Below are 13407 nucleotides of genomic sequence, written 5' to 3' on the forward strand. Positions count from 1 at the left end.
CAGAACGGCAAAAGCAAACAGAAAAAACCTTAAAGGCAGCAACAACACGGCTGGAGGTGGAAAATGAAGTTAATCAGAAAAATGATACTGATGTGCGTGCTGCTCTCTCTCATTGGTTGCAGGACAAATAAGTATATCTCTTGTGTTGGCTGGTTGCCAATTTATTTAGATAAGAAAGATCTGAACACCATCAGTTCCAACTTAGAAAGAGAAATCTTAAAGCACAATAATCTAGGTGAACGCGTATGTGGGTGGAAACATGGCTAGAAAAAAAACACAAGACGATACAAAGCTTACAGAAGCAGAAAAAGAAATCCTTCAAGAAATCATCATGACCTACAAAAGTGTAAAAGTGATGTCGCGTTATACGAAATGGATTGTACTCATTATACTCTTATTAGCCCTTGATTTTTCACGTATTATGGATGCGATAGACAATATCTTTGCACATTATAAAACAGTGGCTAACCAAAAACTGAAAGCTTTACCCCCTCCCCGCTTTTAAAGCGAGGAAAGAGAGATTATATCGTAATCTATCCGCTAATCGCTTAAATGTTTCTTAGACACCTGACGCGACAATAGACATAACAATTATCAAGCCTCTCCAGATATAAAAGACGCCCATTGTTCTAAGAGGACACGGCGCTATTCTAAAAAATCCGTCCGCATGTAAGCCTTTGTCACTGAATTCCCAACTGAATACACAAGAACAGATTCTGCAATTTCAAATGGTGTTGACGTTGTCTCTGCTATCCAGTCCCGCAGAATCGATCTGAAACCATGAAGTCTATAATTAAAACCTTTGTCTTTCATGAATTTAGAAAGTGCTACATTAGATATAGGCTTTCCAAAACTCTCAACAAATAAAAAACCATTTTTTTGCTTTTTCAATAACAGCAAGCGCTTCAGCTGTAAGCGGCACATGAAAATCAGAAACCTTTCCAACAATTCTCTTCATATTTTCTTTTGGGATAATCCATATTGATCCATAAATCTCTAAATATGCCTGATTGGTATAAAAAAAACCGTCAAAATAAGAAGTTTTAAAGCTAGATGTGATACAAGCTCATCATTTTAAGATTGAAAAAACTTAGGCATTTCTTTCCATGGCATAGCTGGAATATTTGGGGTATTTTGAATAAACTTTTCTAATAAAGCTTTTGCTTTTAATTGCATATCCACATCTATACTAAGTGCCACCGCATGTTTTATAGCTATATTCAAGCGGGATAAAGCTTTACTTGCTGTTTCGTTTTTTGTCTTCCAAATGGGAGAAATGCATCCTTTTATATCAATTTGCGTCAGTTCAATGATTGGCGTATCACCAAGTTTAGGAAAAACATGTAACTCAAGAGGTGTTAACCAGTTTGCTGCTTTTCCTTCATTTTTCAATTCGTTTTTTTTCGCTTCAAAAGTACTAGAGGCAATTTCTCGTAAAGAAATACCCCCCTGCTCGACGTAAATTTTCTTTATTTTCTCATTACTTAGATAGTAAAAACTCTCTTTAAGTTTACTGTTTGCAACTCTATAACGGTATTATAAAGTGATAACTGTAATAATATGAAAGACGAAGCAATCCTTCTTTGCCAACAAATGTTTCAACCACACCTCGTGAACTAAAAATTTTTTATTCTTAACAATTAAGAATCTGAGTAACTCTTCCTTACCTCCTCATTCTCACTCAAAGTCAAAGCCCCCCTTTTTTCACCATAAAATAGTGTTTACAATGCATAAAATTAAAAAATAAAGGCCCTATCAAAGAAATAGGACCTCTTAAATTTAAGCTCCTTTATCCTACAAAATTAGAATTTGTAAGCTATTCCTGCGCGAAAATCATTCGTCTTATACTTAACTTCAATCTCGTCTTTGAATTTCCTTTTACCAAAATCTGAGTAACGATATTCCGCACGCACAACAAGATGATCTGTCATTGCAAAATCAACACCACCACCGAGAGTATAACCAATCATCGTTTTTGTTACATCCGATGTCCTATTAAATGGCTCACCTCCCGTAATTACTGTCGACAAAATATCCTGAAACTGTCCATAAGAAACACCACCAGCAATATAAGGCATCACACGCCCCGCAGAAAACCCAACACGCACCCGTGTAGCCCCTGTCCATTTTTGTTTTAACGTATGATTAAACGTTAAACTGTCTTTCTCTTCTTTATCCTCTGCAGAAGAGCGAGAAAAGCCTCTACCTTTTCTCCTGACAATTTTTGCCTTTTTTCGACTTTTTTCTTCTGTACCTAATTCCTCAGTATCACTACCCGATCCTTCAGTGCCCGATCCACCAGTGTCAGGACCACCTGCACTCGTTTCATCAGCCTGAAATCTTGTTTTTGTATCCTTTTTTTCCGTTAAAATGATATCCGTATCAATCCCCATAATAAAATTATTACCGAGATCAAAATTAACACCCGCATAAAAACCACCTATAAACCCAGAAAGATCGGGCATATGCTGTTTCTCGACAGGCACCCATGGTTTACTTTTACTCTCCTCATCAGGATAGAGAGGAATATTAACATCAGGCGCTGTTGCAGAAATCTTACTTGAAAAGCCACCAACTTGCCCCCCGAAATAAACACCTCCCCAAGAAAAAGGTGAAGAAGCAACAACTTCTGAGGCAACATGTACTGGCTCTTCGTGAGCCACCACATCTGCAGCCTGTACTATAGAAGGTGAAATCAAAGAAAAAACAGATGCTGTTATAAATTTTGTATTCATAAAATTATACCCCATTGCTAAATTTAAATATAATCAAAAATCACATTTAGAAAAACAAAGTTTTATAAAATCTTATGCCGCAAAATCGCATGTACTCCTTTATAGTTACATTTAAATCTATTACTATACTAATATATCATTACATCAAAATTTAATATTATCAAATAAATTTTAAAATATTATAATAATTATTACTTCAAATAATAAAGATTTAATAAAAATACCTATTATCTTTTCAAAAGGAGGAAATATAAAACATTTTGTATTTAAAATACCGCAAAAAAATCACAAAATAGTATATTTTATGCCTTTTTTATGAAAAAATTCTAAAAATGATGTAATTATTTTTAGAAAATCGATGTTCATTAACAATACTATAAATACCCCAATATTCTTACATCCCAAATGCATACTGTAGATTCTACATAGTATAAAAAAACGTCCATTTTATACTACAATCATACCTTTTTTTTACCATTTTCTAAAGGATGAGATTATTAATTACACACAATATCATTATCCTTCTAAATCTTGTCCCCAAACAAAAAATCTCAATCATTTTATTTAAAAATTGCTCTTCCCCTACTGATTTCTATATTATCATCTGCCTTTATTGCAAAACGGTCTTTATTAGGAAAAGTTATAAAACATCCCTTCATACAAATTGTAATTGTTTGATGAGTATTTAAAGAAATTTTTGAAGGTATACTTCCTTCAACAACAATAAGAGATTGTATCTTTAAATCAGTATTCTTCACTGTTGCAGCAAAAGCTGTTATGGTAAAAATACTTAATAGAATAACTGTAATCAAAACATAAGTATATTTTAGCATTCTAAGATTCCTTCCTCAGCAAAACGCTTATATAGCCTAAATCGAAGAGCATTGGTTACATGAGAAGATGAGGTAATATTAGGCACATAAATAGCCAAATTAAAGGAAAAGCTCTTACGATCAAATGCTGTAAAACTCACCTGTGGGATAGGATTTTTTAAAACGCCTTCTGTCGCAGAAGCAATCTCTAACAAAATTTCAGCAACATGCTCTGGAGCAACCTTAGATGATACAGTAACGGGTATATCAATTCGTCCTACTTTATTACGTCGTGTCCAATTACTAACGTTGTTATTAATAAGGCTTGAATTGGGAATAATAATCGTCTTACGCTGAATTGTCTCAAGTTCCGTTGCACGCACACTAATACGCTTAACAACACCCCCTACTGATCCAGATTCTATATAGTCCCCTATTTTAAATGGTCTTCCAACTAAAATAATAAGTCCAGAGACAAAGTTTTGGACAATATTCTGTAAACCAAAACCTATACCAAGTGAAAGTCCTCCAGCAATAAGAGCGAAATTTCTAAGATCCAAACCTGCCATTGATAATCCGGTCAAAGCAGATACAACAACGCCTCCATAACTTATCACTGTTTTGATAGAATTACGTATACCAGAATCGAACTCTCCATGAACCAACACCACATTATCTAACCAACCAATAAATCGGCGAATAAGAAACCAGCAAACACAAAAAGAAATAATTCCTGTTACAAGAGAAATCAAAGAAAGACTAATATTTCCAATCTGAAAACCGGTCACCGATTGCCACAAAACTGCTTTTAAATCAGAATAGGAAAATCCAAACTGTACAGCAATTGGCATTGCACAAAATATAACAACAAATAAATTGAGAAAAACGCTCATAAAAACTCCCAATTGATTCATCGTTTTTTCTTCTAAATGAAACCTCTGCATCAAAAGATGACCAACCGTTGTTTTCATAAATTGGTCTTTAGTTCCAAGTGCTTGAGCGCTTTGTATTCCTAAATACATGAGAACTAAAAATGCTCCATCAATCATAATTTGCTGCGTAATAAAACGCGCAAGTCCAACATAACCTAAAAAATTCAATACAAAGAGCAGTAACCCCAAGCCAATAAGAGGAATGCGTATATAAAATGGCCAAAAGTATGGCTCTTTTTTTTCTTCTTGAACACGCCTACGTCTAAACCGCAAAGGTACAAATGATATTATAAATAGCAATATCGCTACAAGAAAAACAGCAATAAAACTTTTAGCAATTGTCAAAGATAGAGGCGCTGAAATGATTTGATAAATACTATCAAGAACAGCGTCAAATGCCAAAATACCCCCTAAAGAAGTGAGTAAAATCACTAATTGATAAGCAGACGATGATGTAATCTTGAGAAGACCTACATGGGGCCTATTCGATGATAGAAGAACAACCGCTAATCGATTGATTAAAAATAATAAAATAATTTGACAACCTATCATATCAAAAACTGTTGTAAGCTTACCTGGATCTAAGTTAAAACTACGAAACAAAAACAACACAAGATAAACGCAAAGAATACATACAAGTGAAGGTAAGAGAACTGAAATAAAGGCGATCAATAAGCGTTGTAAATAAGATATTTCCTCATTAGACTTCGTAAAGTGGCAATACACATGAACAAGAACTTTTTGAGAAAAATACGAAAGTCCCAAAGTAATAAAAAGTGGAATTAAAAAGCAAAGAAATAGTTGTAAAAACTTGAAGTAAAATATAAAATTCCACCAAGAATTTAACAACACAAGAAAATCTGATGAAGCCTCTTTTGTTTTTTGGACGAGATGTTTAACCATCGGAATCGAAAACTCAAGCCTATACGTAAGCGTGCGTTTAAAAAGCTCCCGAGATTGAGAAATAGAAAGTTCAGCTATTCTATTTGCCGCTAAGAAAATTGCTTCAAAACGAAGCATGATACTGTTAATTTTAGCTTTTTGCTCTATCAAATAGGAATATTCCTTCACAGAGCTTTTCAGTTTTTTCACGTCACGATGGAGCTCCATTAATTGATCAAGAAGTGTATTAATCTCATTAAGAGGAGGACGCAAAACAAATGCTGCCTCAATAGCACGTTCACTGATATCTTGTGCACGTAACCGTAATTCTTCTAAAGCACGCTCATCTTCTGGCTTTCTGTCAAAATCTCTTTTTAAAGTTTCAGTATTTTCTTCAAGAGTCTTAATAATCAACTGTTGTTGCAGAATAATTTCATCAACTGAATAAGAAGCTATCGTTTGTTCGACAATTGTATTTTGTGCCCCCTTATTACCCCATGCACCAGAATTAAATACAAAGATAATCCCCAAAAGAAGGAAAAGTATGTGGATGTTTTTTCTACAAAATGAATACATATCTACCTTATGAGCACAAAAGGGATTTTATTTTTCTCTTTTAAATATGGTATAAAGTAGATATTTTCAACTTTTATAGAATAATCTTATAAAAGCTTTCCCTTATCCTATAATACTGGTAATAAGATAAAAGAATGATAAATAAGCTGAACTCAATAAGATTAAAGAAGGCACTCTAGCATGTTTTTTTTGCACCTTTATTGCAAAAAAGAAGATTTTCTTCCTTTGACAACCTGGATTTTTCTATCCAGTTTAGGTGTATTCTTGACGAGCAACCTAGAAACGCGTGCTTATTTAATCAAACAATCACACACCAATAACGTCATTAAAACGAATAGATTTGATTTACATCATAAGTGTGATCAGGTGAATGTTACCACAACTGAAAACAAAAAACTTGTAACACTCCATACAGAATCTATTTTTATGAGGACCTTTCAAAAAATCCTAACATTGGATTTCTTTTTAATAAAGATTCCAGCTGTTGACACACGATTTCGTAACGTTAAAACACAATATTTCTCAAATAAACGCGCTCCTCCCAATGAACATACTTAATTCTCTTCCTTGAATATAAAAACGATCATCTTATTTTACTTGTGCTTTTAACTTTGAATAACTGTTAGATTGCCTATTTACGGAATATATCATGCGTACACCTGGTTGGTTAACTACCCTTTATTGTTTTATTCTTTTAAGCAGCATTTATGTTGCCTTACCCAATTTATTTTCACACGAACAAGTTAAAAATTCGAAATTCTTACCCGACACCCGTGTAGCACTTGGTCTTGACCTTCAAGGAGGCTCTTCTCTCCTGCTCGAGGTTGATAGCAAAACGTTAAAACGCGATCAGTTACATATAGTTTTAAGCAATGTGCGCAATGTATTGCGTGAAAAACAAATCCGCACCTCAAGTGTGCGTATCGTTGAAGATAGCGTTATTGCCCTTATTTCTGACCCATCGCAAACTGAAAAAGCACTCTCTGCTTTGAAAACATTAATAACCCCCATATACAGTAGCTTTGGCACAACAGAACATAACATCACGATCAGTGCTCAAAATGAAACTCTCCGCGTCACATTAACAGAAGCTGGTATAAAAGACCGTGTCAGCAATGCTATTGAACAAAGCTTAGAAATCATCCGTCGTCGTATAGATCAAGTTGGTGTTTCAGAACCAGCCATCCAAAAGGTCGGAAATGATCGTATTATGGTCCAATTGCCTGGACTACAAGATCCAAAACAACTGCGTGATCTTTTAGGAACAACCGCTAAGATGAGTTTTCATCTTGTTCCTTCTAATGTGGACCCCAATAATCCCCCTATAGGTGTTTCTATTCTCCCTGGATACACTGATGCAACACAACATTATGCAATTTATGATCAAATTGCTTTAGATGGAAATGTCCTGAAAGATGCCCGTGCAGGTTTTGACCCCCAAATACCAGGACGTTCCATTATTTCATTTACGCTAGATTCCGCTGGCGCAAAAATATTTGCCGATATAACACGACAAAATATTAACCGTCCTTTTGCCATTGTTCTGGATAATAAAGTTTTAACCGCTCCGACCATCAATAGTGTCATTCCCAATGGACAAGGTCAAATTACAGGAAACTTTGACCCCAAAGAAGCCTCAACTCTGGCTGCTCTGCTTCGTGCTGGTTCCCTCCCCGCACCACTCACAGTCATTGAAGAGAGAACCGTAGGTCCAAATCTTGGTGCTGATGCTATCCAAATGGGACTTTACACCGGCATAATTGGCTTTATTCTTGTTGCAATTTTTATTTTTCTTCTCTACCGTATTTGGGGATTAATTGCCAATATAGCACTAGCTCTGCACACAATTTTAACATTTTCTGCACTGAGTCTTTTGGGAGCTACACTTACGCTGCCTGGTATTGCTGGTATTATTTTAGGCATCGGTATTGCCGTTGATGCTAATATCCTTATCAATGAACGTATCCGTGAAGAAAGTCGAAAAGGTGTGGGTGCTTTTGCAGCCCTAGATCGTGGATTTAAACACGCTTTTGCAACCATTGTTGATGCAAATGTTACAGCAATTATAGCGACCGTCTTACTATTTTGGTTCGGGACCGGTCCCGTTCGTGGTTTTGCCGTAACAATGTTGCTTGGTATTATCATCTCCATGTTTACAAATATCACCATTGTACGCATCATCATGATTTGGATCGTTCGTAAATGGAAGATTAAAAAATTGCATATTCACTCTGCTTTCAACATCATGCCACAAAACACAACTTTCCACTTTATGAAAGCACGTTTCATTGGTATTGGCGTCTCAATTGTTTTATCAATGGCTTCAGTTTTTCTCTTTTTTAAGCCTGGATTGAATTTTGGTATTGATTTCATTGGCGGAAGCCAAATGAGTATTGCCACGAAAGGACCAGCAGATCTAGCAACTCTGCGTTCCAAGCTTTCTACTCTTAATATTGGTGAAGTTACCTTGCAAAATATTGATAACGAAAATACCGTATTAATTCGCATGCAGAAACAAAGCGGTGGCGAAGCACAACAAACCACCGCCATTGATAAGGTCAAAACAGCTGTACAAAATATCTATCCCGATACCACATTCGATCAAATAGAAGTTGTTGGTCCCAAAATTTCAGGTGAGCTTGCCACAGCTGCTTTTACTGCTGTTATTCTTGCGGCTATTGCCATGTCTCTCTATATATGGTTACGCTTCGAGTGGTTCTTTGCCATTGGAGCAATTATCACTCTCATTCTAGACACCACAAAAATGATTGGCTTTTTTGCTTTATTTCAATTTGATTTTAATTTAACGGCTATCGCCGCACTCTTAACAATTGTTGGATATTCTATAAATGATAAAGTTGTCGTCTATGATAGGATGCGCGAAAATATGCGTCTTTATAAAAAAATGCCGTTGCGCGAGCTGATTGATCTGTCAATTAATCAGGTTCTTGTACGTTGTTTTTTTACATCAGCCACAACAATTCTTGCGATGCTCCCCATGGCGATATGGGGTGGAAGTGCTGTTCATAATTTTGCATTACCCATGGTCTTTGGGATTATTATTGCAACATCATCCTCTATCTTTATTGCTGCTCCTATTTTACTCCTGCTAGGAAATTGGTGGCGTGAGCGAAATAATCGTGCAAATATCAAAGTGAAATAAAAATGCCCTTTAATGCGTATGGTACATCTCGCCTCTCTTCTCATAGAAATATAGTCGTTTTCATTCATTCGCTTTTTGATCAAGAATAGTAAATAATCCATGCTCCACGACACACCACTTATCACAACTATTGTTGCAGGCTTATGTTTAGCATTTCTCTTGGGAATGATTGCTAGCCGTTTACGTATTTCACCCCTTGTAGGCTATTTGTTAGCTGGTGTTATTGTAGGACCCAATACAGGCGGATTTAAAATAGATTCCGTCATCATTAATCAACTTGCTGAAATTGGTATTATTTTGCTGATGTTTGGTGTTGGGCTCCACTTTTCATTAAAAGACCTTTTATCTGTCAAAGCTATTGCTGTCCCCGCTGCTATTGCACAAATGGCATTTTCTACTTTTCTAGGTTTGTGCCTTGGTCTGATTATGGGATGGGGCTTTAGTGGTAGTTTGATTTTCGGTCTTGCTTTATCCATAGCAAGTACCGTTATCCTGCTACGTGCTTTGCAAGAACGTCATCTTATTGAAACAGAAAAAGGACGCATTGCCGTTGGATGGTTGATTATTGAGGATTTAGCAATGGTCCTTATACTTGTCCTCATCCCTTCCTTGGCAAGTGCCCTCAGCAATACCAAAAAAGAAGCGTTGGATCCTCTTGTTCAATGGTTGGATTTAAGTATTTGGGGTATTTTTGGTCTCACCATCCTGAAGGTAATTGTATTTATTGCACTTATGCTCGTCATTGGGCGACGCGTTATCCCATGGCTTTTAAAAATGAGCGCACAATCGGGATCACGTGAATTATTTCGTCTTAGCGTCTTTGCTATTGCATTAGGAGTAGCTTTCGGAGCCGCTCATTTATTTGGAGTTTCTCTTTCTCTTGGTGCTTTTTTTGCTGGTATGGTCATGAGCGAATCAGAATTAAGCCACCGTGCCGCGGAAGAATCTTTACCACTGCGCGATGCTTTTTCTGTTCTCTTTTTTGTTTCTGTAGGCATGTTATTTGACCCCGAGAAACTCTTAACTCATTTTTTCCCTCTCTTAGCAACCTTATTCATTATCGTAATCGGAAAATCTGCTGTTGCCTTTTTCATCGTTAAAGCTTTTCGCTATTCTAATGCAACAGCTTTGACTATTTCTGCAAGCCTTGCCCAAATCGGAGAATTTTCCTTTATCCTTGCTGGTTTAAGTTTAAGCTTAGGACTTTTAAACAATGACGCTCATGATTTAATTCTTGGAGGAGCAATTTTTTCTATTTTGCTCAATCCTCTTGTTTTCATTGCCTGTAATAAAATTAAAAAATGTCTAGAAAAAAATTCTGCATCTTCACAAAATACCCAAACAATTATTGATATTGATCCACAAGATCCTGACCAAGATTTTTTACCGATGACCTTAAAAAACAACCATATCGTAATTATTGGCTATGGTCGTATCGGTAAGTGTGTTGCATTATCTTTAATAAATAGAGGTGAACCTATAGTGATCGTAGAAGAATCAAAACGCCTCTCTGATAAAGCGATTGCAGATGGCTTTGAGGCTATTTGCGGCAATATCATTCAACAAGAAATAATGAACGCAGCAAATATAAATAATGCACATAAAGTTGTTATTACAATGCGAAGTACCATTGAAGTAGGAGAATGTATCGTGAATATCCGTGATATGAAGAAAGATATCCAGATAATCACACATGCATTATCCGACACAGAAACAACATATCTCATTGATTTAGGTGCTGATGTTGTAGTAACAGATGATGAAGAAATTGCCAATGGCATTATAGAGTATATAACAGAACGAAGATCTGTAAGGAATATGCTCAATCATGAAAATTTACAGAAAACATAAAATGGATACAGAATCGTGAAAATAAAGCAATTTATATGGCCATTGATTGGTATCTTAGCAATGCTGGTATCTATTCGAATTCTTTACATGAAGCTCTCTGCCATTTCATTTGGGGATGTATTGGAGCGCTTGAGCAATTTAAATGCACAGCACTGGTTATTAGCCTGTTTATGTTCTCTCCTAGCTTATGCTGCTCTTGCTGGATATGATCGAATTGCCTTGCAACATCTAGGCCATAAAATTTCTTGGATTTTTATCGCTATATGTTCATTTACAACCTACGCTCTTTCACACAATATCGGTGCTTCAGTTTTTTCTGGTGCCGTTGTACGCTATCGCGCCTATAAAATGAAAGGATTAAACGGAACAGAAATCGCAATATTAGTAGGTTTTTGCTCTTTTACTTTTGTAATCGGCACAATCTTACTTTTGGGAATCGTTTTGGTGCTGCAACCCGAAATTATCACCCTCATTCATAAAGAACTTCCTGAATGGCTCGGAACAACGGCTGGAGCAATTTTACTCAGCTGTATAGCACTTTATACGTTTGGCAGCTGGCTTCAGTTAAAACCCTTACGCTTGGGGAAGAAAATTCAACTTTCCTATCCACGACTGAAAATTGTTATTCAACAGCTTCTCATTAGCCCTCTAGAGCTTTTAGGAGCAGCAGGAATTATATATGCTGTTCTCCCACATAACGCAGATATTCATTTTATCTCTGTTCTTGGTGTTTTCCTAGCGTCTTTTACGATAACTCTTCTCTCTAATGCTCCAGCAGGAGGAGTAGGAGTTCTTGAAGCTCTTTTCATAACAGGCATGCCCAATATAAATCCAACCGATGTTATTGCAGCACTTATTGTCTTTAGAATGTTTTATTTGATTATACCGCTCATCCTTTCATTATTTGTGGTCGTCATTTTTGAGGCGCAACAATATTGGAAAAGAGCCCCCAAAACACCACCTGAATAAATAAAAGGCTATCAATGACTTCTTTTTTTATGTACCTATAAAAGAACAAAACACCATCGTGTTGCCAATTTACATATCTTTTTTAAGAAACCTCTTTCAACGCTCTTCTCCATTACACAACAATACCCATAAATGGTATAATAGTAAAGCTATTGTTGCACCATCATCTTTATACTTAATAAAAGAGTAAGCCTGCGCCATTATACTATTTTTCCAATGTTATGATAACTTTTAGCACTTAAGAACATTAATAAGAATTATTTTTATGCCTTTCTTCAATAGTCTTTATCCACACGTTAATCCCATTTATGATGCAAAAATGAATGATTTTAATTAATTCATTATAAGAGGGATTGAAACAAAAGAAGTTTATGATAGTAAAGTTTTTTTAATAAAGAATAATCAATTCTTTATAAATCAATATATTATAATGAATCTGAGTGGCTTTCTTAATATTTATATTTTTAGAGGTTTAGCTAACGGAAAGACAGCATAGCGTAACCACACAGCTTAATATTTTAAAACTTTAAGCCTCATTAAAGTTTATTGTCTTTCGTTTAACAGGTATTAGCTTTAAACAATTAAACTGATCTAATTTTATTACTTGTATGTCCAGCTAACTACTTTATTTTATCTTGATTTACCCTCTTGGAATACTGATGATTATTACAGAAGTTTTTTGTTTAAGCGGGAGAGTTATCAAAAAATATCCATGCTGCTGACACAACTAAAGTGTAAAGTTTCTTCTGTCTTTAAACAATATGCTAAAAATCCAAAAAAAATTTAATCAATTTATATTAAAAGAAGTGAAAACTGTTGATTTTTATACCCCTTTAAATAACACAATTGTCGGTAAGAGGCTTCTCCTTACCAATTGCAACTTAAAAAAAGAAACAATACGCATTAAAAGATCTTTAAATGTCCTTTGGAAGTTCTTTGAGTCCCCTAAAAAGTACAAACACCGATGACTAAGCTATATCAACAATCTTCACTTTTAAACAAACAGATATGGGGAAATCCTACTGCCCAATTTTATTTAGCAACTCGTACCTTAAAAAAAAATTACGCAATCAATAAGTTATTTACGGTATAAAATAAAATGGTGGGTGATGAGGGGATCGAACCCACGACCCGCTGATTAAGAGTCAGCTGCTCTACCGACTGAGCTAATCACCCATAAGCTTCTCAAAAGACGAGAATGAGCGTTTCTATAACGCTCCTAAGGATAGATGTCCAGATATTTTGTTGTTTGTTATATAAACTCATTGTCTGTAAGGTTAAAAATATGATATTCACCACTTGATCTTATATAAAAATAAACCCATTATAGGAAGCTTTATAAATAAATGTTCTGATTGTTATACAGAACCTATAGTTAGAGGATTATCGAGCATAATGCCCGAGCGAAAATTAGATGAACCTTCTTGTGGTTGTAAGCGGGATGGGGCATCATTTTGTTTTATCAACAATTACATGCATTCAAGCAA

General features: G+C 35.5%; 8 protein-coding genes, 1 tRNA gene and 1 pseudogene. 5 read left to right on the forward strand and 5 right to left on the reverse strand.

The window, feature by feature from the left end; translation table 11 throughout:
- The first annotated feature begins 259 nt into the window (after positions 1-259).
- Positions 260-505 carry a hypothetical protein gene (locus ACFILT_RS02660; RefSeq protein ID WP_375679530.1) on the forward strand — a complete coding sequence of 82 codons (246 nt, stop codon included), beginning with the start codon at positions 260-262 and terminating at the stop codon, positions 503-505.
- 140 nt (positions 506-645) lie between these two features.
- Here the strand turns inward: ACFILT_RS02660 and ACFILT_RS02665 are convergent.
- From ACFILT_RS02665 to ACFILT_RS02680, 4 genes and pseudogenes are all read right to left on the reverse strand, one after another.
- A pseudogene (locus ACFILT_RS02665) lies at positions 646-1434 on the reverse strand (tyrosine-type recombinase/integrase); the annotation flags it as partial.
- A gap of 368 nt (positions 1435-1802) precedes the next feature.
- Positions 1803-2735, reverse strand: coding sequence for an outer membrane protein (locus ACFILT_RS02670; RefSeq protein ID WP_375678399.1), 933 nt, complete (start codon positions 2733-2735; stop codon positions 1803-1805).
- 560 nt (positions 2736-3295) lie between these two features.
- Complete coding sequence (locus ACFILT_RS02675) at positions 3296-3568, reverse strand: hypothetical protein (protein WP_375678401.1); 273 nt, start codon at positions 3566-3568, stop codon at positions 3296-3298.
- Entirely contained in the window at positions 3562-5937 is a 2376-nt protein-coding gene (locus tag ACFILT_RS02680) for a mechanosensitive ion channel family protein (protein WP_375678402.1), read from the reverse strand. Before ACFILT_RS02680 ends, ACFILT_RS02675 begins: the two co-directional genes overlap by 7 nt.
- Positions 5938-6117: 180 nt before the next feature.
- On the opposite strand from ACFILT_RS02680, the gene ACFILT_RS02685 reads away from it, so the two are divergent.
- The 4 genes from ACFILT_RS02685 (at position 6118) to ACFILT_RS02700 (ending at position 11920) form a co-directional block, all read left to right on the forward strand.
- Positions 6118-6495 carry a hypothetical protein gene (locus tag ACFILT_RS02685; protein ID WP_375613487.1) on the forward strand — a complete coding sequence of 126 codons (378 nt, stop codon included), beginning with the start codon at positions 6118-6120 and terminating at the stop codon, positions 6493-6495.
- 91 nt (positions 6496-6586) lie between these two features.
- A complete protein-coding gene (gene secD, locus ACFILT_RS02690; RefSeq protein WP_375679531.1) occupies positions 6587-9100 on the forward strand; it encodes a protein translocase subunit SecD in 2514 nt (837 codons plus the stop codon).
- A gap of 99 nt (positions 9101-9199) precedes the next feature.
- Positions 9200-10951: a YbaL family putative K(+) efflux transporter gene (gene ybaL / locus ACFILT_RS02695; RefSeq protein ID WP_375679532.1), complete on the forward strand. Its 1752-nt coding sequence runs from the start codon at positions 9200-9202 to the stop codon at positions 10949-10951.
- Between the two features lie 15 nt (positions 10952-10966).
- A complete protein-coding gene (locus tag ACFILT_RS02700) occupies positions 10967-11920 on the forward strand; it encodes a YbhN family protein (protein WP_375613484.1) in 954 nt (317 codons plus the stop codon).
- 1100 nt (positions 11921-13020) lie between these two features.
- On the opposite strand, the gene ACFILT_RS02705 is transcribed toward ACFILT_RS02700, so the two are convergent.
- Positions 13021-13096, reverse strand: a tRNA-Lys gene (locus tag ACFILT_RS02705).
- Between the last annotated feature and the right edge of the window lie 311 nt (positions 13097-13407).

This window comes from Bartonella sp. AP7XZML, from assembly GCF_042195745.1.
GTDB lineage: Bacteria > Pseudomonadota > Alphaproteobacteria > Rhizobiales > Rhizobiaceae > Bartonella.